A 20,881-nucleotide genomic window follows, 5' to 3' on the forward strand; every position below is an offset into this window, starting at 1 on the left:
ACCGGAACGGCCTCGAGGAGCCGACGGGCGCGGGGGTCGAGTCGGTCGCGGCGGCCCTCGGGAGCGCGCGGCGGCTCGACCAGCGACGCGCCGGTGGCGTCGACGACCTCGAGCACCTCCGCGCCCGTGGTGGCGAGGACCGCCGCCCCGCTGCGGATCAGGTCGTGCGTGCCGGCCGAGACCGCGCTCGAGGCCGGGCCGGGCACGGCGAGGAGGGGACGTGAGAGCCGGGTGGTCCAGTGGGCCGTGTTGAGGGCGCCGCTGCGCGTCCCTGCCTCGACCACGACCGTGCCGGCCGACATCGCGGCGATCACCCGGTTGCGGGAGAGGAACCGGACCCGCATCGGCGACGCTCCCGGGGCCAGCTCGGAGACCAGAGCGCCCTCCCGCGAGCACTCGGCCACGAGCTCCTCGTTGCCGACCGGGTAGACCCGGTCGAGCCCGTGCGCGAGCGCGACGACCGACGGAGCGCCCACGGCGAGAGCGGCACGGTGGGCGGCCTCGTCGATCCCGTAGGCGCCGCCGGACATCACCACCCAGCCCGCGGCGGCGAGCTCGGCCGCGATGAGTCCGGCCGCGTTGGTGCCGTAGGTCGTCGCCGCGCGGGAGCCCACCACCGCCACCCGCGGCACCAGCTCGTGGAGCGGCCTCCCCTTGACCCACAGGCCGATCGGAACGCCTCCTCGGCTCGAGAGCCGCCCGGCATGGGCGAGGTCGGCCAGCTGCTCGGGCCACTCCTCATCGCCGGGGACGACGAAGCGGGCGCCGATCTGCTCGGCATGCCGCAGGACGCCGTCGGGTCTGATCTGCGGCAGCCGCTCCCCCGCGTCGGTGATGACATCGGCCGCCACCAGGTCGTCATGGACCAGGGCGAGGGTCTCACTGGCGCCATACCTCGCGATGAGATCGGCGACCACCGGCTCGCCCGGCTCGAAGATCAGGCTGAGCACCAGGCGGTCGTGACGCTCGGCGTCGCTCACGCTCATCCCACGAGCCTCCGGCTCGCGACTCCGTCCGGGAGCGCCGCACCGGTGCGGAGGGCGAGCGCGACGCGCAGCTCCGCGACCCCCGGGACGTCGCGCCCGAGGAGGTCGGCGACGGTCCAGGCCAGCCGGTGGACCCGCACCATCCCGCGATTGGTCAGCCTCGCACCGGCCACGGCCCGATGCAGCTCCCGCTCGGCCGCGGGCTCGAGCGGCCAGCGCTCGCGGAGGACGGCGCCGGGCACCTCGCCGTTGAGGCGCCAGTCGGTGCCTGCGTAGCGGGCGGCCTGCCGCTCCCGCGCCACGGTCACGGCCGCTCGCATCTCCGCGCTCGTCCGCGGGTCGGCCACCATCTCGCCCGGGCTCGGCGGCTGGAGCAGGCGGGTGATGTCGATCCGGTCGCTGATCGGCCCGCGCACACGTCGCTGGTACTCGCGCTTCTCCCCTCCCCGGCAGGTGCACGCCGCGCGCATGTTGCCGTCGTTGCCGCACGGGCAGGGGTTGGAGGCGAAGACGATGAGCGCACGCGCCGGCAGGGTCGCGGACTCCTCGCCCCGGGAGACGGTGATGTCGCCGTTCTCCATCGGATCGCGGAGCGCGTCGATGACGTCGGTGCGGAACAGGGGGAACTCGTCGAGGAACACGACCCCGCCGTGGGCCAGGCTGATCTGCCCCGGCGTGACCCGGCCCGTGCCGCCCCCGACCAGCGCCGGCTTGCTGGCGTCGTGATGCGGGGCCGCGTACGGCGGGCGGCGGATCAGTCCCTCGGCCGGGTCGAGCCGCCCGGCGAGCGAGCGGAGCGCCATCAGCTCGACGGCGGTGCCGTGCTCGAGGTCGGGCAGGATCCCGGGGATCCGCTCGGCGAGGGAGGTCTTGCCGCACCCCTTCGGTCCCGTGAGAAGGAGGTGATGCCCACCCGCCGCGGCGATCTCGACGGCGAGCTTGGCGTCGGCGAGCCCGCGCAGGTCACCCATGTCGAGCTCCTCCAGCCGCTGCTGCCCCCGCCAGCCCAGGAAGCCGCCGGAGCTCGGCGGTGGCACCGGTGGCGCGCAGGGGACCTCCTCCCCCTTGAGCTCGGCGACGACCTGACCGAGCGAGCGGAGCCCGAGCACCTCCATCCCGGGCACCATCGCGGCCTCGGCGGCCTGGGTCTCGGGGACGACGACGCGGTGGATCCCGTGACGCGAGGCGGCCAGCACCATCGGCAGGATCCCGGCCACCGGGCGCAGGCCGCCGTCGAGGCTCAGCTCCCCGATCAGGGCGATGCCGTCCAGGGCGTCCGGGGGCACCTCGCCCGTCGCGGCGAGCACCGCGATCGCGACCGCGAGGTCGTAGTGGGTGCCGACCTTGGGCAGGTCGGCCGGCGAGAGCAGCACCGTGATCCGCTGGTTGGACGGCCAGGTGAGCTCGGTGTTCTGCACCGCCATCCGGACCCGGTCGCGCCCCTCGCCGAGCATGGTGTCGGCGCGGCCGACGAGCGTCGTGCCGGGCGTGCCGGAGGACACGTCGGCCTGGACGTCGACGAGGTGGCCCGTGGACCCCGTCAGGGCCACGCCGCGGGTGCGCGCGAACATCAGAGCAACCCCCTCACGTGATCGACACGGGCGGCGCCGCGGGGAGGGCGGACGATCGCCACGAGGTCGATCCGGACGCCGGGCGGCCGCACCCCGTGCTCGGCCGCCCAGCGCATGGCGAGCCGCCGGAGCCGGTCCAGCTTCGCGGCGGTGACGGCCTCGTGCGGAGTGCCGCAGGTGAGGCCGCTGCGGGTCTTCACCTCGCAGGCGACCAGGTCGTCGCCGTCGCGCAGGACGAGGTCGAGCTCTCCCTCCGGGCATCGCCAGTTGCGGTCGAGCACGACCATCCCCGCCTCGCGGAGCAGGTCGGCGGCGACACGCTCGCCGTACGCCCCCAGGCTGCTTCGCTGTGCTGCTGTCGCCACCACGGCGCCTCCTCGCTGTCGCGACCCGATCGGGCCGATGCGATGCCAGGCTCCGCCGCGGCGCCGACGGATCGGGACGGTCCCGGGAACCGTGGTGAATATCCCGGTCACGGTCCCAGGACCGGTAGCACGAGTGGCTCATTTTGTGACGCGAGGGGCGCATGTCGCGTCGTATGCCTTCCCGCGGGATCGCGAGCACGCCTACTGTCCGGCACCCGGGGGTTGTCTCCAGGGAGGGAGGCAACCGCGAGATGCGAGCTCATGCGTTGCGCGGGCCGGACGAGCCGCACACCAGCGCGGCCCCGCCCGAGGCCGGGCGCGAGCGCGGAGCGGTGATCGTGGAGTTCGCCCTGATCTTCCCGATGCTGATGCTCCTGGTCTTCGGCATCGTCGACTTCGGCTGGATGATCGATCGGGACAACGTCATCAACAACGTGGCTCGCGACGCCGCGCGCACGGCCAGTCTCGACGGCAGCTACGCCGCCATCGTCGCGGTCGTGACGGACGAGCTCGAGAACGTCGGCATCGACTATCCGGGGACCAGCGTGAGCGTGACGATCACCTGCACCAACGCGACCGGGTCCGACTGCACCAACGCGACGAACTACGACTCCTACGCCGTCTCCGGCTCCTCCGTAAAGGTCTCCATCGCCTACACCCATCACTGGATCACCCCCGTGGGCGCGGTCTGCGGCCTGATCGGCAGCAGCTCCTGCACCGGCAGCACGATCCTCCTCGAGGGGACCTCGGAGATGGTCCGGGAATGATGCGCCTGCTCCTCCGGCTCCGCGATCAGCGCGGCGCCGTCGCCATCATCGTCTCCGCGCTCGCCGTCGTGCTGTTCGCGGCGGCCGCGCTGAGCGTCGACATCGCCTCGCAGGTGAACCGCAGGCACCTCCTGATGAACCAGCTGGACGCGGCGGCCACCGCCGCGGCGTACTACCTCGACGCGACCGACGGCATCGAGAGGGCCGCGACCAACGCGATGACGTACTTCGCCAAGAACGGCCGGGGCACCCTCGACCCGTCCGAGATCACCTTCTGGTGCGTGGTCCCGCGCAAGCTCACCAGCGACGGCGTCGCGGCGACGCCGGCGCAGGTCGCGTCCTACCAGATCCCCTCGTCCACGCAGACGAGCGGCGTCTGCAACCCCGACGCCGCGAGCACCGTGACGACCTGGCTGCAGTCGGACTACCAGAGCCGCACGCGGACCTGGGACGGCGCCACGTTCGCCATGACGTGCAGCAGCACGCTCTGTGCGGTGCCGTGCGCCCTCCAGGCGAGCCCGGGCAACGACTGGAGTCCCGGCCTCTCGATCGCCAACAACCAGGCGATCACCTGCAACACGATCCGCGTGGGGGCCAGCCAGGACGTGCCCTTCGAGTTCGCTCCGGTGATCGGCACCGACAAGGGCTCGACAGGCGCCCAGGTCGCGGTCGCCTGCAAGGGCACCTGCGGCTCGGTCGCCCCCAACCCGATGAACGTCGTGATCGTCACCGACCGCACCGCCTCGATGAGCAACGCGGACGAGGACTCGATGATCGAGGGCATCCGCAGCATGCTCGGCGCGATGACGCCGTCGGTGCAGTACGTCGCGCTGGGCACGATCGGGCGCAGCGCCGCGACGAGCCGCACCGGCTTCACCGCATGCTCCAGCGTCGCCCCGCCGACCTCGGTCACGACGAGCCGCGGCAGCGTCAACTGGACCAACAGCGGCGACGCGCTCAGCACGAACTCCTCCAAGCTGTGGATCCCTCTGCAGTTCTCCAGCACCTACCTCTCCAGCGGGGTGCTCAACAGCGGCAGCAGCCTGGCGAAGGCCCTCGCATGCCTCGAGCCGAGCGCGTACGGCGGCAGCGGACCGCAGGTCAGCTACGGCACCTACCTCGCCTCACCGCTCAAGGCGGCCGCGCGCTACGTCCTCGGCGACAAGGCGCTGATGGACTCCTCCGGATGGAACGTCGACACGCTCGGCGGCTCGTCCCGGTCCGGCCAGGTCCGCAACGTGATCATCTTCGAGACCGACGGGCAGCCGCAGGAGGTCTACACGAAGTCGACCACCGATGCGAGCCAGAACTACTGCGGCACCGCCACCGACCTGACCTCGACCGTCACCGGCTGCGGCAACGGGTACGACGTGTTCTCGGACTTCCAGCGCTCGACCACCTCGACCTCCAGCTCGACCACCTGCCCGTCGGGGGCGGTGCCGATCAGCGGCGGAAGCTCCTGCCCGACGAGCTACGCGAAGTCCACGTGCGGCACCTCGACCGACACCCTCGTGGGCTCGGTCTGCTGGGGGCTGTCGTCGACGGTCACACCGACCTGCGCGAAGGTGTCGGGGACGACGTACTACTACCTCAGCGCGGTGAGCACGAGCCTGTGCCTGAGCCGGATCAGTCTCTCGGGGCTGCTGTGCGCAACCGGCTACACGAAGTCCGGCTCCTACTGCTACGCCACCGTCTCCACGCCGGTGCCGACCTGCTCGTCGGGGACGTTCGGCGCACAGGACGGGACCAGCTACGGCTGCTGGGTCAGCCACGGAGCGCCGACCACGGCGTCGTACGCCATCAGCTACGTCAACTCGACCACGACCACCACCTACACCGGCGGCCAGAGCGCGTGCGCGAACTTCGCCGGCGTCGCCGCGGCGTTCAAGGCCTACAGTCCCGAGGACCTGATCGTGACGGTCGGCTACAACCTCGACAACTCGACGCTGTGCGGGGACAGCAACTACGTCTTCGACGGCGGCAGCGGCGACAAGGTGAAGGACGTGGCCGGCGTGACCAGCTATCTCTCGAAGGTCACCAGCGGCGGCACCAAGCTCACCAGCAGCACCTGCGTGAGCGGCGGCGGCACGTCGTCCAGCCCCTACGTCCTGCTGTCCACGTGCGGCAAGGCCGTCACGCTGACGTACACCACCACGGCCGTCGTCCAGGGCGGCGGCAACGACAAGGTCCCCGACGTCCTCGCCGCGGCCGCGGGCGGCCAGGGCGTCACCGCCTCGGCCAACGGCGACTGCAGCACCGCCGAGGGCCGCGCCGCCGAGAACGGAGACGCGGACTACTTCTTCTGCGCCGCCACGGGCGACGACATGGGCTCCATCTTCGTGACCGCGCTCGGCCAGGTCACGGGCGGGATCAAGCTCATCGCGCTGCCGAAGTAGGTCGGCCGGCGCTCACGTCCGCGTCCGCGCACGAGTCCCGGACCATGCGGCCTCCTGCCGGCGGTGAGTGCCCGAGGGGAGTCGTCAGCCCGCGAGCATCGGGGTGTCGCACTTCGGAGCGCTGGGCATGAAGACGTCGGCGCCACCGACGCTCAGCCCGAGCAGGTTCATCAGCGGGGTGAGCAGGGTCGAGTCGACCAGGCTGAGGACGGGGCTCAGCACGCCGCTCGCCAGGTTCGACACCAGCGAGTTCACGAGCTGGGTGATCTGGCCCGAGCTCAGCACCGTGGTCGACAGGCTGAGCCCGAGAATGCCGGCGTACGCCGTGAGCGTCGGACCGCTGGTGACGTTGCCCGCCGAGTCGAGCCACGTCGCGGTCACCCCGAGGCCGTTGACCGCCAGGGCCGTGGACGAGCTCGACGTCGGTGTGGTGAAGGTCTTCGGCGGGATCCGGATGCTCGCCGGAGCCGTCGACCCGCCGACGGTGCCGGTCGTGACGGTCAGCCGCAGGCGCCCGGAGATGTTCACCTTCACCACGCTGCCCAGAAGGCTACCCAGAAGGCTGCCCAGCACGCTTCCGCTCGTGTCGATCGAGCCGTTGACCGTGATGTCCTGCGAGACGCTCGCCGAGAGCAGGCCCGATGCGACGCTGACGTCGATGCCCTGGGGACTCGCGGTGGTCCCCGCACCGCAGACGATCTTCGTGATGGTTCCGGTCGCCTTCGCGAGACTCACGTTGACGGCAGTGCCTCCGGCCCCCACGCCGAGGCTGAGACCGGTCAACGACGAGGGCGTGGCGACGCTGGCCGCATTGCCGCTGATCGTCACGTCGGCCTGCGCCGTGCTCGCCGACGTGCCGACCGGTCCGCACTTCTCCTGAGGTGACTCGGTCACCTTCACGGAGGTCGTGAGCGCGGTGCCCGAGAGCCCGATGTTCGTGCCGAGCGACGGCACCGAGATCACGTTCGTGCCGTTGGCGACGAACGCCTCGCCGGCCAGCAGCGTGAGCACGTCGATCGACGCATCGGCGACGGAGCCTCCCCCGGACGAGACGTCCACGATCTTGCCCAGCGTCACCGTCGTCGTGGCAGTGATCTGGGCAGCGATCGCACTGAGCAGCGTGGCCTGCACGACGTTGCCGTTGTTCTGCAGGACCGTCGCCGCCGCGACGGCGAGCGTCGAGAGCGACACCGACGTGTTCGCCAGCTGCTGGACGCTGCCGACTCCCAGCTGCACGGCGAGGGCCGACAAGGGAACCGAGGCGCCGACGAGCCCCTCGTACGAAGCGGCACTCACGGTGAGCGGAGTCGACCCCCCGAGGACCCTGTTGAGCAGAAGCGTCAGCAGCGCGGAGTTGGAGCTGTTGAGCCGGGCAGCCCAGGAGCCGACCTGCAGGCACGCGGTGGGATTGGCGGTGGCGATCGAGGATCTGCAGTAGCCGCCGGTGCCCGGCATGAAGGTGTAGTCCACCGAGTTGCTGACGACGACCAGGACGGCATTGGGGGTGGTGCCGGATCCGGCGGCCGAGAAGTAGGAGTTGTAGGCGTTTCCATTGCAGCCAAGCGCCTGGTTGGAGGAGTACGTGCCGCTGGCGAGGGTTCCGACGTACGCCGTCACGGTCGGGCTCGACGTGCCGAGGGCGCCCACCTGCGCGGCGACGGAGGTCGTGGCCGCGGACTGGGCCAGGCTCGTGAGCGTGGACGACGAGGTCGTGCCGGACGACACGGCGGCACCCATCGCTCGCGCGGCGTCCTGCGACGCCACGTCGGCCAACGCCTGCGCATCCGACCTGCCGACGCGCTGCATCCCGATGTCGACGGCGAGCCCTCCGAGAGGAACGGCGACGACCGCGACGACGACCGCGACGACGATCGCCGTGGCGCCCCGCTGCCGCCCGCGGGCCGCCGCGAGCCGGTGCCGCAGCCACGCACGCATCCGCCGACCGCCGCTCATGCGACCTGCACCACCGACGTGAAGCTCAGGTTGGACGGCATCGTCACTCCCAGACCCGGAACGGTGGGGATGAGCGGGTGGGCGCGGTACGGGTAGGACACGTCGACCTTGACGCACGTGTGGCCCGACGGGCATCCGCTGGCAGCGGTGCTCACGAGCGAGATGGTGCAGGTGAGGTAGCCGGAGCCGCAGGACAGCCTGTAGGTGGAGAGAGAGGAGGCCACGGCCGTCTGAACCGAGGTGGTGACGACGCACCCGGAGGTGGCGAGAGTCGCGCACGTCGACGACGAGTAGGCCCCCACCGCGGCACGGGCTCCCTCGGACGCCGCCTGGGAGAGGTTCTGCCGGAAGCTGAACATGTAGCCGTAGCAGATGAGGCCGAACACGAGGAGAAGGAGGATGGGGACCACGAAGGCGAACTCCACGGCGGCAGCGCCGCGCGTCGCACGCGCTGTCCGCCTCGCCCGCACCGTCGGCGCCATGCGGCATCCCCCTCGTCCCATGCCGGCCTGATGACCGGTCGAGTGGCCTGGGTCCATTGTCGGGCCGCTCGGGACCATTGTGAGGCAGAACGACACAATCCGGTAACAGATATGGCCCGAAATGACTAGGGGAAGTGGCCCCTCGGAACCGGGGTCACGGCTTGGGTGGGTCGATCTCCGCCGGTTGCAGCTCCTCGACGTTGACGTCCTTGAACGTGAGGACCTTGACGTTCTTGGCGAAGCGCGCCGGGCGGTACATGTCCCACACCCAGCAGTCGCTCATCGACACCTCGAAGAAGACCTCTCCCTCGGTGCGCGCCTTCACGTCCACGGCGTTGCAGAGGTAGAAGCGGCGGTCCGTCTCGACGACGTACTTGAAGATGCCGACGACGTCGCGATACTCGCGATAGAGCGTCAGCTCCATCTCGGTCTCGTACTTCTCGAGGTCCTCCGCGCTCATCGCTGCATCACACCGCCGACTCTATCGCCGGAGCCAGTCCCGGCAGGGACCAGCTGCGGCGGTGGTGCACCGTCACCCCGAGGCGGGCGAGGGCGTCGATGTGGGCGGGCGCGGAGTAGCCCTTGTTCTCGGCCCAGAGATAGTCGGGGAACTCCTCGTGCAGCTCTGTCATGATCGCGTCGCGGGCGGTCTTGGCGAGGATGCTCGCGGCGGCGACGGCCGCGCAGGTGAGGTCCGCCTTGATCCGGGTCGTCACCGGGGGTACGACGACACCGGCCGCCCCGAGGGCCGCGTCGCTCTCGGGCGCCCCGAACAGCGCCTCCTGGGCCGGCGGAGTGAGGTAGTCGTGGTTGCCGTCGAGCAGGACCCGGTCGACCGGGCCGAGTCCCGCGAGGGCGCGGTGGCCGGCCAGGCGCAGGGCGGCCGTGAGGCCGAGGGCGTCGATCTCGTCGGGCATCGCGTGGCCCACGGCCCACGCGTCCGCCCAGCGCATCACCCTGGGCGCGAGCCGCTCGCGGGCCTCGGGCGTGAGGAGCTTGGAGTCGCGCACGCCCTGGGGCGCGGTGCGGGTCGTGGCCGAGACGACGACCATGCCGATGGTGACCGGGCCGCAGAGCGCGCCGCGGCCGACCTCGTCGGCGGCCGCGAGGCGCGCCGCTCCCCCGCGCAGGAGGCTCCGCTCGACCCGCAGGCTCGGGGCGGCGGTCACGAGATGCTCCCGTCCGCGAAGTCGTCGGGCCGGTGCTCGAACCGCTTGTGCCCCCAGGGCCACACGACGGCGAAGACCTTGCCGACGACGAGGTCCTCCGGCACCCACGGGCTGTCCGAGCACTCCGTCTCGGCCTCGGTGCACAGGTGGTAGGACGAGTCCGCCGAGTGGTTGCGGTTGTCGCCCATCACGAAGAGCATCCCGGCGGGCACCGGACCGGCCCTCCAGTGCGCGATCCGCGGCATCGGCCCGAAGCAGGAGCCCGCGGTGTTGTTGTCGCACCCGACCGCGCTGGGCCGCGCGTACGACGTCTCGTCGAGCGTCACGCCGTTCACGCTGATCCGCCCCTGATCGCCACAGCACTCGATGACGTCCCCGGGCACGCCGACGACGCGCTTCACCAGGTGACCGCCGGAGGGGTAGAGCCCGACCTTGGTGAGCAGCTGCGTGATCGGGTTGCCCGCGGAGGAGATCTCCTCGTCGCCCAGCCACCCGCCCGGGTCCTTGAAGACCACGACGTCGCCGCGCTGCGGGCTGCCGCCGAACCAGTAGGACGGCTTCTCCACGAGGATCCGGTCGTTCTTCACCAGGCCCGGCTCCATCGACTCGCTCGGGATGTAGAACGCCTGCAGCAGGAGGGCCTTGACGGCGATCGACAGCACCAGGGCGACGAGAAGCAGGACGCCCGTCTCCTGCCACGCCGACAGTCGTCGGCGGGTGGAAACGGGCGTCACAGGGTGGATCTTAGGAGCGAGCGGATCGCTCAGGCCTCGCGGCGCTCCTTGATCTTCGCCTTCTTGCCGCGCAGGTTGCGCAGGTAGTAGAGCTTGGCGCGGCGGACGTCACCACGGGTGACGACCTCGATCTGCTCGAAGATCGGGGAGTGCAACGGGAAGGTGCGCTCGACGCCGACGCCGAAGGAGACCTTGCGGACGGTGAAGGTGCGGCCGATGCCGGACCCGTGGACGCGGATGACGACGCCCTGGAAGACCTGGACGCGCGAGCGGTTGCCCTCGACGACCTTGACGTGGACCTTGACGGTGTCGCCGGCCCGGAAGGCGGGGACGTCCTCGCGCTTGCTGGCGTTGCCGATCTCGGCAAGCAGGTTGCTCATGATTCTCCTCGCGAATGCGCACCGGTCAGCCGCGGACGATGGTGATGGATGGTAATAATGCAGCCGGTGCGAGTCGGCGGTTCCCCGGTGGCAGAGGCGTCCCGCACCAACCGAAAAGTGTGCCACAGGACGAGGAGCACCCCGAAATCGACTGGCTCCCCCACACCTACGAGGCCCGGCCCTGGCGGCAGCGCACGATCCGCGGCCCGAGCAGCGACCGGAAGGTCCGCGAGGTCACCGTCTCGCTGCCGCCCCTGATCGCGGAGCGCGACTACGCGATGGAGCGCCCGCTGGCCGCGATGACGTCGGCGAGCCTGGGCGACCTGCGCAACCTCGACCTGGTCCACGGGCGGACGCTCGCCGGCCTCAACGCCCTCGAGCTGCGCACCGAGGCGGTCGACTCCTCCAAGATCGAGGACGTGGAGGCCAGCCTGGCCGACTACGGCCGCGCCCTCCTCGGTGTGGGCGCGACCGCGAGCGCGCTCTCCATGGCCTCGGCGACCCGCGCGATGAGCCGCCTGATCGACGACGCCGACCGCACCCGCCGGATCCGGCTCGAGGCGATCCTGGCCGCCCACCACGAGCTCTTCGAGCACCAGCCCGACGAGCGGGCGCGGGCCGGGCGGGTGCGCACGGTGCAGAACTGGGTGGGCGGCAGCGACTACGCCCCGACGGGCGCGCTGCACGTGCCCCCGCCCCCGGAGACGGTCGACGACTACCTCGCGGACCTCGTCGCCTTCGCCAACCGCGACGACGTGCCGATCCTCGCCCAGGCGGCGATCGTGCACGCCCAGTTCGAGTCCATCCACCCCTTCATCGACGGCAACGGCCGGATCGGCCGCGCGCTGATCCACGCCGTGCTGCGCCGCCGGCGCGCGACGCGCCACCTCGTCGTCCCGATCGCCTCGGCGCTCGTCGCCCACCGCGAGCGCTACTTCGGCGCGCTGGGCGACTACCGCGCGGGCAACGCGCACACGATGGTGGCGATGCTCGCCTCGGCGACCAGCATCGCCACCGGCGCCGCGCGTACGACGGCCGACGACCTGGTCGCCCTCCGGGCCTCCTGGGGGGCGACGGCCGGGGATCCGCGGCCGGGCACCCCGGTCTTCCGGCTGCTCGACCTGCTCACCGAGGACCCGTTCGTGACCACCGCCCTCGTCGCCGAGCGGCTGGCGCTCGAGCCGCCGGAGACCGACACCGCGGTCGCCGCGCTGGCCGCGGCCGGGGTGATCCGGCGTGCCCCGCGGACCCGGAAGGCGCCCGTGTGGGTCGCGCCCGGGGTACTGGAGCTCGTGGACGGGCTGCGGAGGAGGATCCGGCGCGAGAGCCGCCTGCTGCAGGACCGCGCCTGACCCGCGCCGAGGCGGCTCGCCGGGGTCACTCCCGCGGGCAAGGTGTCACGGTGACCGTCGGAGCCCCAGGCGAGCGAGAGGCCCGCCCCGGCGAACCGGGACGGGCCTCACCGTCGAGCGGAGCGACGCCTCAGTAGGCGTAGCCCTCCTCGTGCTGCGCGTCGATGCCGGCGATCTCGATGTCCTCCTTCGCGCGGAAGCCGATCGTCTTCTCGATCACGGTGCCGAAGATGAACGACACGATGAAGGAGAAGGCGATGACGATGAGCGAGGAGATGACCTGCGCCGCGAGCTGCTTGAACTCGAAGCCGTCGACGACGGTGCCGCGGCCGACCAGGGTCGAGGAGCCGAAGAGGCCCACCCAGGCGCAGCCGACGAACCCGCCGACGAGGTGGATGCCGACGACGTCGAGGGAGTCGTCGAAGCCGAACTTGAACTTCAGCTCGATGGCCAGGGCGCAGATCGCGCCGGAGGCCAGGCCGAGGACGAGCGCCCACACCGGGGTGAGGAAGGCGCACGCCGGGGTGATGGCGACCAGGCCGGTGACGATGCCGGAGGCGGCGCCGACAGCCGTGGGCTTGCCGTCCTTGAACTGCTCGACGACGATCCAGCCGAGCAGCGCGGCGGAGGGAGCGAGCAGCGTGTTGAGGAAGATCAGCGACGTCTGGCCCGCGTCCACGCCGTGGACGCCGGTGTTGAAGCCGAACCAGCCGAACCACAGGATCGCGGCGCCGATGAGCACGAGCGGCACGTTGTGGGCGACGGCCTCCTCCTTGGAGAAGCCGACCTTGCGCTTGCCGAGGACGAGCGCCAGGGCCAGGGCGGCCGCACCGGCGGACTGGTGGATCACGGTGCCGCCGGCCCAGTCGAGCGCGCCGATCTTGAGCCCGGCGACGTTGTTGGCCAGCCAGCCGTAGAAGTTGCCGTCGGCGTCGATGCCCCAGATCCAGCGGAAGGTCGGGAAGACGACGAAGGTCGCGAAGAGCGCCGCGTAGAGCATCCACGGCCAGAAGCGCGCACGGCCGGCGATGGAGCCGGAGACCAGCGCGACGGTGATGATGCAGAAGGCCACCAGGAAGGCGTGGCCACCGAAGAGGTTGCCCGCGTCACCGGTGCCGGCGGTCTTGACCAGGTCGGTCATGCCGAAGTCCTCGAACGGGTTGCCGAAGAGCTTGCTGCCACCACTGGTGCCGTTGCCGGCGATGCCCGTGCCGCCGTAGAGCACGTACAGGATGGTGACGACGGCGATCGAGCCGAAACTCAGCATCATCATCGAGACGACGGACTTGGACTGGACCAAGCCGCCGTAGAAGAAGGCCAGCCCCGGGGTCATGAAGATGACCAGGGCGGCGCAGAGCAACAGCCATGCGAGTTCGACGTCCATACCTACCTCATTGATTGCGATTGGTTGCGATCGGTTGCGAGTGTGGCCGAGGGCGCCCGAGCCGCCGCACACATCGCCGCAGACTCTCGACCGCAGGTGACAGGAGCGCGCTAGACATGTTTCGACTGTGTAACAGAACGGCCGGATTTGGTAAGCGTTGCCTCAGCCGCGGGGCTTGGTGAGGACGACGGTCCCGGGCGGCGAGGCCAGATCCGGGCGCAGGCGGAAGCCCGCCTTCCGGTAGATCCGCTGGTTGCGGGCGCTGTTCGCGCCCGTGAAGAGCCAGTACGACGTCGCCTCGGCGGGCGCGACGCGCTCGATGTGCTCGAGCAGCACCCGGCCGAGCCCGCGGCCCTGCAGATCGGGCGCGACGCACAGCCGGCCGATGTTCCAGTGCCGGCCCCCGGCGCCGTCGGGCTCCACCCGGCCGCGGACCGAGCCGACCAGGCGGCCACCGGAGCGGACGACGTAGGTGTCCCAGGTGGCGATGGTCTCCGCGACCTCGGCGAGGGTCTCGTGCAGCGCGGGGACGGCGAGCGTGCCGGAGGAGACCGCCTCGGAGACCCAGCACGCGCGCATGAGGGTCATCAGCTCGCCGGCGTCGCCCGGCGTCGCGGGCACAGGCGTCCACTCGGTGGCCGCCGCGCTGGGGTGGAGCAGGTCCGGACGGCGTACGGCGGTGCGGGCGAGCTGCTGCTGGCGCCGCCAGGCGGCCACCTTCGCGTGGTCGCCGGCGAGCAGGACCGGCGGGACGTCGCGACCGCGCCAGGTGGCGGGCTTGGTGTAGACGGGGTACTCGAGGAGGCCGCCACTCGCCGCGGTGTGGGACTCCTCGGTCAGGCTCTCGGCGTTGCCCATGAACCCCGGCAGGAGCCGCACCACCGCCTCGGTGATGGCGAGCGCCGCCACCTCTCCCCCGTTGAGCACGTAGTCGCCGAGGCTGATCTCGCGGACCTCCGCGATGTCGCGGGCGTGGTCGAGGACGCGCTGGTCGATGCCCTCGTAGCGACCGCAGGCGAAGACGATCCTGCTGCAGGTCGCGAGGTCGTGGGCGAGGGCCTGCGTCATGGGCTCGCCGCTGGGGGTGGTGAAGACGATCGTGGTCTCGCGATCCACGGCGAGGGCCTCGAAGGCCTCGCCGAAGGGCTCGGGCTTCATCACCATGCCGGCCCCGCCGCCGTACGGCGTGTCGTCGACCTTGTGGTGGCGGTCGTGCGCCCACTGCCGCAGGTCGTGGGCGTGCACCTCGATGAGACCCGCCGCGACGGCCTTGCCCGGCAGGCTGAGGCGGAGGGGCTCGAGATAGGCGGGGAAGATCGTGAGGTAGTCGAGTCTCACGCGCCGCCCTCCGCCGCGTCCTCCGGGAGCGGGTGGACGAGCCCGGGCCGGTCGGCGATGACGACGCTGCCCGCGGCGAGGTCGACGGTCGGGACCAGCGCCCTCACGAACGGCACGAGGACGGTGCGGCGGCCCAGCTCGGGGGTGGTGCGCAGCTGCAGGAGGTCCTGGGCTCCGCCGTGGACCAGGCCGGTGACCTCCCCCAGCAGCGCGCCCGCGGTGTCGTGGGCGGCCAGGCCGACGAGCTGGTGGTCGTAGAACTCGTCGGGGTCCTCGGGGGTCTCGGCGGCCGGGACGTCGGCGTAGAGCAGGACGCCGCGCGCCGCCTCGGCGGCGGTCCGGTCGGCGATCCCGTCGAAGAGCAGGTGGAGCACCCCCTGGTGCCGGCGGGCGCTCTCGACGGTGAGGGCGGTGGCGCTGAAGGCCGAGCCCCTCGGCGCCTCGGCGCGCAGCCGAGCGCCCTCGGCGAAGCGCCGCTCGGGCTCGTCGGTGCGCACGTCGATCGTCACGTGTCCGCGCAGGCCGTGGGGCTTCCCGATCCGCCCGACCAGGACCTCGATGGTGTCGCTCACGGGCAGCATTCTCCCGGCTGGCTCCCGGATGTCCGCAAACGGATCATCTGGCGGATGCCGGAAATGCGGAACGGCCCGCCCCGGGTGGGGCGGGCCGAACTCGTGCGTACTGCTGCGTCAGCGGCGCTTGTCCACGTCGACGAAGTCGATCCGCGCGCCGTCGCGGCCCGCGAGGGCGTTGATGACGGTGCGGAAGGCGCTCGCGGTGCGGCCGCTGCGGCCGATCACCTTGCCGAGGTCGTCGGGGTGGACCCGGACCTCGAGGATCGAGCCCCGGCGAAGCTGCTTGTCACGGACGGTGACGTCGTCGGGGTGGTCGACCACACCTCGCACGAGGTGCTCGAGCGCCTCGGCGAGCATCAGGCCTCGCCCTCGGTGGCCTCGGCCTCGGCGGCCGGGGCCTCCTCGGCGGCCGGCTCGGCCTTCTTCTTGCTCTTCGCGGTGACGGCGTCGAGGGTCGGCTCGGCGTGCGCCTCGGCGAGGGCCTTGTTGAAGAGCTCGAGCTTGTCGGGCTTGGGGGCAGCGGTCTTCAGGGTGCCCTCGGCGCCCGGGAGGCCCTTGAACTTCTGCCAGTCGCCGGTGACCTTGAGGATGGCGGCGACGGCCTCGGACGGCTGCGCGCCGACGCCGAGCCAGTACTGGGCGCGGTCGCCCTTCACCTCGATGAAGGACGGGTCCTCCTTGGGGTGGTACTTGCCGATCTCCTCGATCACCTTGCCGTCGCGCTTGGCGCGCGAGTCGACGACGACGATGCGGTACTGCGGGACGCGGATCTTGCCGAGCCGCTTCAGGCGAATCTTGGTGGCCACGAGTGTGGAATTCCTTTGCGTATGTATGGGTGAGGCCCGCCGGCTTCAGGTGGGGAACACCGATGCGCCCGGGTCTCGGATGGGCACTGCCACGGCCGGTGAGAGGGGCCGGCCGCACAGGACTCAGCAGAGAAGTCTGCCAGAGGGTGCGACGACGCAGAAATCGGTGCCAGACTCCCGCTATGGGCGCATCCGGGGCTCGCGTCCCCCTGTCTCGACGCCACCCCTGGCTCCTGCCCGCCGCGATGTGGCTCCACCGGCTGCGGCGCTGGCTCCGCTGGCGCGTGGACGAGCGGCGCGGCCGGGTGCGGTGGGCGTCGTCGTACGGCGTCACGCTGCCGGAGCGCCTCCAACGGCATTCGTCGCTGCTGCTCCGCGAGCTGGGCGAGACCGAGATGTGGATGCAGCACAACAAGGTGGTCAACCTGCGACTGGCGTCGAGGCACACCGACGGGCTGCTGATCCGGCCGGGCGAGACCTTCTCCTTCAACAAGGTGGTCGGCAGCTGCACGCACCGGAAGGGGTACGTCGAGGGGATGCGTCTCTCCGGCGGGCGCGCCGTGCCCGGCGTCGGCGGGGGGATCTGCCAGCTCGCCAATCTGATCCACTGGATGGTCCTGCACTCGCCGCTGACGGTCACCGAGCGCTCCGAGCACAGCTTCGACCCCTTCCCCGACAACGGGCGGGTGCTGCCGTGGGGCGTGGGCTGCTCGATCGTGTGGAACTACGTCGACCTCGTGGTGCGCAACGACACCGGCGTGACCTTCCAGCTCCTCACCCGGGTCGGCGAGCGGCACCTGGCCGGCGAGCTGCGCTCCTCGGCGCCGCTGCCCGTGAGCTACCACGTCGCCGCGAGGGACGAGGCGTTCGAGCGACGGGGTGACGAGGTGTGGCGCTCCAACCAGATCTGGCGGACCTCGATCGACCGGCGGACCGGCGTGGTGGTCGGCGAGGAGCTGGTGAAGACCAACCGCGCACGGGTGCTCTACCCGGTCGCGGACGAGATGCTCACCGCGCCCGATCCGGGCGCGGGGCGGATCGGGATCAGCCGATGACCATGCCGCGCAGGACCAGCGCGAGCGGGCGCTCGGCGGTGACGGAGAGGTCGGCGAGCGGGTCGCGGGCGTAGACGACGAAGTCGGCCTCGGCGCCCTCGGCGAGGTCGGGGCTGAAGCCGAGCCAGGCGCGGGCGCGCCAGCTGGCGGCGCCGAGGACGTAGTCGGCGGGGAGGCCGAGCTCGTGCATCGCGGCGATCTCGCGGTGGAGGGTGCCGTGCTGCTGGATCGCGGCGCCGTCGGAGCCGGCGTACATGACGACGCCGGTCTCGTAGGCGGTCATGAGGGTCTCGCGGCGGCGGGCGTAGAGGTCCTCCATGGTGCCCGCATAGCGCGGGAACCTGGCGGCGCCGGCCTCGGCCAGATGCGGGAAGAGCTCGAGCTGGGCGACGGTCGGGACCAGTGCGACGTGCCGCTCGACCATCGTCGCGGCCAGCTCGGGGGTCAGGCCGGTGCCGTGCTCGATGCAGTCGATACCGGCGTCGATGAGGCCGCGCAGCACGTCGTGGCCGAAGCAGTGGGCGGTGACCTTGGCGCCCGCGTCGTGCGCGGCGCGTACGGCGGCGGCGAACTCCTCCGCCGCGAAGCTCGGCTCCAGATCGCCCGCCACGCGGTCGATCCAGTCGCCGACGAGCTTGACCCAGCCGTCGCCGCTGCGCGCCTGGCGGGTGACCGCGTCGACCAGTCCGTCGGGCTCGACCTCGTCGGCGTACCCGCGCATGTAGCGGCGCGTGCGGCCCACGTGACGTCCGGCGCGGATGAGTCGCGGCAGGTCCTCACGCTGCTGGACCCAGCGCGTGTCGGACGCCGAGCCGCAGTCGCGGATGAGCAGCGCTCCCCCGTCGCGGTCGGCGATCGCCTGCGCCTCGGTCTCCTCGTGACTGATCGCACCGACCGGGCCGAGGCCGAGGTGGCAGTGCGCGTCGACGAGGCCCGGGACGATCCAGCCCCGCGCGACGACGTCCGCCCCGGGCTGCGGCTCGTAGGTGACGCGGTCGCCGACGACGTACAGGTCCCGGACGTCGCCGGAGGGAAGGACCGGGCCGTGGAACCTCAACGCCGTCACACCCCGAAGATAACCGCTGGCGAACCTCGCCAGCCGACGGGTCCGCGGCGGGTTGGCCGGCAGTTACGGCAGGCGACCGAGGAGCCAGCTGGAGGGCCGCACGTCGCCGTACGCCGACACGTTGGCCGCCAGCGCACGGTCGCTCGTGACGACGGTGACCCGGTCGCCGCGGTCGTGAGCGGCGCGCGCCTGGGCGACGATGGTGGAGTCGCCGTCCTTCGGCGCGTGCACCACCCGCATGCCGGGCGTGCGAGTGGCGGGCACGCCCGACTTGGCCTGTCCCTCGAGCACCAGGATCACGGTCTCGGCCTCGAGGTGGGCGGCGCAGAGCGCGTCGTAGAGGCGGGCGGCCGCCCCCGCCCGGTCCTTCCACCACCCGTCCGGCCGCGCGCCGACGACGTTGGCCCCGTCGACGATGAGCACGCTCACCGCGAGCCCCCACTCGACATGAGGAAAGGCCCCATTCGGCTATTTGAGGAACTTGGAGAAGTCGGCGGGGAGATCGAGGTTCTTCAGCGCGTCCGCGTAGTCGGTCTCGCTCGGCTGGCCCTGCTGGCCGAAGGGGCTCGTGGCGGCGGGCTGCTTGGCGGAGGCGGCCTTCGCCTGCTGCGCGGCCTTGGCGGGGTTGCCCGACCGGCGGGCGCCCTTGCCCTTCTTCTGCTGCGGGGCCTGGCGGGCGGCGGCGCGCTTGGAGTACCCCATCCCAGGGGCGCCGGGCATGCCGGGCATGCCGCCGCCGGAGGCGAGCTGCTTCATCATCCGGGCGGCCTCGGTGAACCGCTCGACGAGTTGGTTGACGTCGGAGACCGAGCGCCCCGAGCCGCGGGCGATGCGGTTCCGTCGCGAGCCGTCGAGCAGCTTGGGGTTGGCGCGCTCGGCCCTCGTCATCGACTGGATGATCGCCTGGATCCGGTCGACCTCGCGCTCGTCGAAGTTGGCCAGCTGCTCCTTGAACTGGCCCATCCCCGGGAGCATCCCCATGAGCTTGGACATCGAGCCGAGCTTCTTCAGCTGCTGCATCTGGGTGAGGAAGTCGTCGAGCGTGAACTCGCCGCCGGCGAGCTTGGCCGCGGCCTTCTCGGCCTCCTCGGCGTCGAACGCCTTCTCGGCCTGCTCGATGAGAGTGAGCATGTCGCCCATGTCGAGGATCCGGCCGGCCATGCGGTCGGGGTGGAAGAGGTCGAAGTCGGTCATCTTCTCGCCGGCGGAGGCGAACATGATCGGCTTGCCGGTGAGGCTGACGATCGACAGCGCGGCGCCACCGCGGGCGTCGCCGTCGAGCTTGGTCAGCACCACGCCGTCGTACCCGACGCCGTCGAGGAAGGCCTGGGCGGTGGTGACGGCGTCCTGGCCGATCATCGCGTCGACGACGAACAGCACCTCGTCGGGCTGCGTGGCGTCGCGGATGTCGCTGGCCTGCTGCATCAGCTCGGCGTCGATGCCGAGGCGGCCGGCGGTGTCGATGATGACGACGTCGTGGAGCGTGCGCTTGGCCTCCTCGACGCCCGCGCGCGCCACCTCGACGGGGTCGCCCACGCCGTTGCCGGGCTGCGGGGCGAAGACCGGGACGCCGACCTTGTCGCCGTTGACCTGGAGCTGGTTGACGGCGTTGGGGCGCTGGAGGTCGCAGGCGACCAGCAGCGGCTGCTTTCCCTGCTCCTTCAGCCAGAGCGCGAGCTTGGCCGCGAGCGTGGTCTTGCCGGCTCCCTGGAGGCCGGCGAGCATGATGACGGTCGGCCCGGACTTGGCGTAGCGCAGACGGCGGGTCTCGCCGCCGAGGATCGTGATGAGCTCCTCGTTGACGATCTTCACGATCTGCTGGGCCGGGTTCAGCGCCTGCGAGACCTCCGCGCCGCGGGCACGCTCCTTGACCGCCCCCACGAACTCCTTGACCACCGGCAGCGCGACGTCGGCCTCGAGCAGCGCGATCCGGATCTCGCGCGCGGTCGCGTCGATGTCGGCCTCGGAGAGCCGACCCTTGCCCCGCAGGCTCTTGAAGGTCTCGGCAAGGCGGTCGGAGAGGGTGGCGAACACGCCGCAGAGTCTAGGCGGTGGTGAGGAGTCACCGGTTAACCGGCGAAATGGGAACCTCTCGGGGGGTGTGCTGGCCGAGAAGTTACCCAGTTACCGGTTAACCGGCGACTCCTCACCCGAGAGTGCGGCGCGGACGGCGTGGGCGGCCTCGGCGGCGCGCTGGTCGCCGAGTACGCCGGCATGGGCCTCTTGCACGTAGAACACGTCGACCGCCTGCGGACCGAGGGTGTCGACGTGGGCGGAGCGGACGGTCATGTCGAGGGCGGCGAGGGCGCGGCAGACGAGGTAGACGATGCCGGGGCGGTCGGTGGCCCGGACCTCGATGACCGTCGACTGCTCACTGGCCTCGGGGCGGACCACGACCGAGGGCGCGAGCTGGTCGGGGCCCGACGGGCGGAGGCGAGTGGCCGCGTCGAGCCGGCCGGCGGCGATCGCGTCGAAGCGGTCGCGCAGCGCGCCGGCGTCGAG

At 71.6% G+C, this 20,881-nt stretch carries 21 protein-coding genes and 2 pseudogenes; 4 read left to right on the forward strand and 19 right to left on the reverse strand.

Going from position 1 to position 20,881, the window contains the following annotated elements; all coding sequences use genetic code 11:
• The 3 genes from dprA to QM572_RS07415 form a co-directional block, all read right to left on the reverse strand.
• On the reverse strand, window positions 1-986 hold a 986-nt coding region (gene dprA, locus QM572_RS07405), incomplete at its 3' end, for a DNA-processing protein DprA (RefSeq protein WP_415091609.1).
• Window positions 983-2,557, reverse strand: a complete 1,575-nt coding sequence (locus tag QM572_RS07410) for a YifB family Mg chelatase-like AAA ATPase (RefSeq protein ID WP_415091611.1) — start codon at window positions 2,555-2,557, stop codon at window positions 983-985. The genes dprA and QM572_RS07410, both read right to left, overlap by 4 nt.
• Window positions 2,557-2,922, reverse strand: coding sequence for a YraN family protein (locus QM572_RS07415; RefSeq protein ID WP_415091613.1), 366 nt, complete (start codon window positions 2,920-2,922; stop codon window positions 2,557-2,559). Before QM572_RS07415 ends, QM572_RS07410 begins: the two co-directional genes overlap by 1 nt.
• 251 nt (window positions 2,923-3,173) lie before the next feature.
• On the opposite strand from QM572_RS07415, the gene QM572_RS07420 reads away from it, so the two are divergent.
• Entirely contained in the window at window positions 3,174-3,689 is a 516-nt protein-coding gene (locus tag QM572_RS07420; protein ID WP_415091615.1) for a TadE/TadG family type IV pilus assembly protein, read from the forward strand.
• Window positions 3,686-6,085 carry a hypothetical protein gene (locus QM572_RS07425; protein WP_415091617.1) on the forward strand — a complete coding sequence of 800 codons (2,400 nt, stop codon included), beginning with the start codon at window positions 3,686-3,688 and terminating at the stop codon, window positions 6,083-6,085. Before QM572_RS07420 ends, QM572_RS07425 begins: the two co-directional genes overlap by 4 nt.
• Window positions 6,086-6,169: 84 nt before the next feature.
• Here QM572_RS07425 and QM572_RS07430 read toward each other — a convergent pair whose 3' ends face one another.
• The 6 genes from QM572_RS07430 to rplS all read right to left on the reverse strand — a co-directional run bounded on the left by QM572_RS07430 (window position 6,170) and on the right by rplS (window position 10,803).
• Complete coding sequence (locus QM572_RS07430) at window positions 6,170-8,020, reverse strand: pilus assembly protein TadG-related protein (protein ID WP_415091619.1); 1,851 nt, start codon at window positions 8,018-8,020, stop codon at window positions 6,170-6,172.
• Window positions 8,021-8,034: 14 nt separating this feature from the next.
• Entirely contained in the window at window positions 8,035-8,520 is a 486-nt protein-coding gene (locus tag QM572_RS07435) for a TadE/TadG family type IV pilus assembly protein (RefSeq protein ID WP_415091620.1), read from the reverse strand.
• 154 nt (window positions 8,521-8,674) lie between these two features.
• A complete protein-coding gene (locus QM572_RS07440) occupies window positions 8,675-8,980 on the reverse strand; it encodes a DUF2469 domain-containing protein (RefSeq protein ID WP_415091622.1) in 306 nt (101 codons plus the stop codon).
• Window positions 8,981-8,987: 7 nt separating this feature from the next.
• Window positions 8,988-9,689, reverse strand: a complete 702-nt coding sequence (locus QM572_RS07445) for a ribonuclease HII (RefSeq protein WP_415091624.1) — start codon at window positions 9,687-9,689, stop codon at window positions 8,988-8,990.
• Window positions 9,686-10,423: a signal peptidase I gene (lepB, locus tag QM572_RS07450; RefSeq protein ID WP_415091626.1), complete on the reverse strand. Its 738-nt coding sequence runs from the start codon at window positions 10,421-10,423 to the stop codon at window positions 9,686-9,688. Before lepB ends, QM572_RS07445 begins: the two co-directional genes overlap by 4 nt.
• Before the next feature lie 29 nt (window positions 10,424-10,452).
• Window positions 10,453-10,803: a 50S ribosomal protein L19 gene (rplS, locus tag QM572_RS07455; RefSeq protein ID WP_415091628.1), complete on the reverse strand. Its 351-nt coding sequence runs from the start codon at window positions 10,801-10,803 to the stop codon at window positions 10,453-10,455.
• A 119-nt stretch (window positions 10,804-10,922) separates the two neighbouring features.
• On the opposite strand from rplS, the gene QM572_RS07460 reads away from it, so the two are divergent.
• Window positions 10,923-12,155, forward strand: coding sequence for a Fic family protein (locus QM572_RS07460; protein WP_415091630.1), 1,233 nt, complete (start codon window positions 10,923-10,925; stop codon window positions 12,153-12,155).
• Window positions 12,156-12,285: 130 nt separating this feature from the next.
• On the opposite strand, the gene QM572_RS07465 is transcribed toward QM572_RS07460, so the two are convergent.
• The 6 genes and pseudogenes from QM572_RS07465 to rpsP all read right to left on the reverse strand — a co-directional run bounded on the left by QM572_RS07465 (window position 12,286) and on the right by rpsP (window position 16,258).
• Window positions 12,286-13,539, reverse strand: coding sequence for an ammonium transporter (locus QM572_RS07465; protein ID WP_415091632.1), 1,254 nt, complete (start codon window positions 13,537-13,539; stop codon window positions 12,286-12,288).
• Window positions 13,540-13,701: 162 nt separating this feature from the next.
• Window positions 13,702-14,127, reverse strand: coding sequence for a GNAT family N-acetyltransferase (locus QM572_RS07470; RefSeq protein ID WP_415091648.1), 426 nt, complete (start codon window positions 14,125-14,127; stop codon window positions 13,702-13,704).
• A 69-nt stretch (window positions 14,128-14,196) separates the two neighbouring features.
• A pseudogene (trmD, locus tag QM572_RS07475) lies at window positions 14,197-14,877 on the reverse strand (tRNA (guanosine(37)-N1)-methyltransferase TrmD); the annotation flags it as partial.
• Entirely contained in the window at window positions 14,874-15,449 is a 576-nt protein-coding gene (gene rimM / locus QM572_RS07480; protein ID WP_415091634.1) for a ribosome maturation factor RimM, read from the reverse strand. The pseudogene trmD and the gene rimM, both read right to left, overlap by 4 nt.
• 117 nt (window positions 15,450-15,566) lie before the next feature.
• Window positions 15,567-15,809, reverse strand: coding sequence for an RNA-binding protein (locus tag QM572_RS07485; protein WP_415091636.1), 243 nt, complete (start codon window positions 15,807-15,809; stop codon window positions 15,567-15,569).
• Window positions 15,809-16,258 carry a 30S ribosomal protein S16 gene (rpsP, locus tag QM572_RS07490; protein WP_415091638.1) on the reverse strand — a complete coding sequence of 150 codons (450 nt, stop codon included), beginning with the start codon at window positions 16,256-16,258 and terminating at the stop codon, window positions 15,809-15,811. The genes QM572_RS07485 and rpsP overlap by 1 nt, the downstream gene beginning before the upstream one ends.
• A gap of 182 nt (window positions 16,259-16,440) precedes the next feature.
• Between rpsP and QM572_RS07495 the strand changes: the two genes are divergently transcribed.
• A complete protein-coding gene (locus QM572_RS07495) occupies window positions 16,441-17,313 on the forward strand; it encodes a VanW family protein (protein ID WP_415091640.1) in 873 nt (290 codons plus the stop codon).
• On the opposite strand, the gene QM572_RS07500 is transcribed toward QM572_RS07495, so the two are convergent.
• From QM572_RS07500 to QM572_RS07515, 4 genes and pseudogenes are all read right to left on the reverse strand, one after another.
• Window positions 17,303-18,379, reverse strand: a complete 1,077-nt coding sequence (locus tag QM572_RS07500) for an amidohydrolase family protein (protein WP_415091642.1) — start codon at window positions 18,377-18,379, stop codon at window positions 17,303-17,305. The two genes, QM572_RS07495 and QM572_RS07500, sit on opposite strands and share 11 nt — an antisense overlap.
• Before the next feature lie 63 nt (window positions 18,380-18,442).
• Window positions 18,443-18,808 (reverse strand): NYN domain-containing protein, encoded by a 366-nt coding sequence (locus tag QM572_RS07505; protein ID WP_415091644.1) that lies wholly within the window; start codon window positions 18,806-18,808, stop codon window positions 18,443-18,445.
• Window positions 18,809-18,847: 39 nt separating this feature from the next.
• Window positions 18,848-20,413 (reverse strand): signal recognition particle protein, encoded by a 1,566-nt coding sequence (ffh, locus tag QM572_RS07510; protein ID WP_415091646.1) that lies wholly within the window; start codon window positions 20,411-20,413, stop codon window positions 18,848-18,850.
• Between the two features lie 90 nt (window positions 20,414-20,503).
• Window positions 20,504-20,881: pseudogene (locus tag QM572_RS07515) on the reverse strand (hypothetical protein); the annotation flags it as partial.

It is taken from the genome of Nocardioides sp. (assembly GCF_047607365.1).
Lineage (GTDB): Bacteria > Actinomycetota > Actinomycetes > Propionibacteriales > Nocardioidaceae > Nocardioides.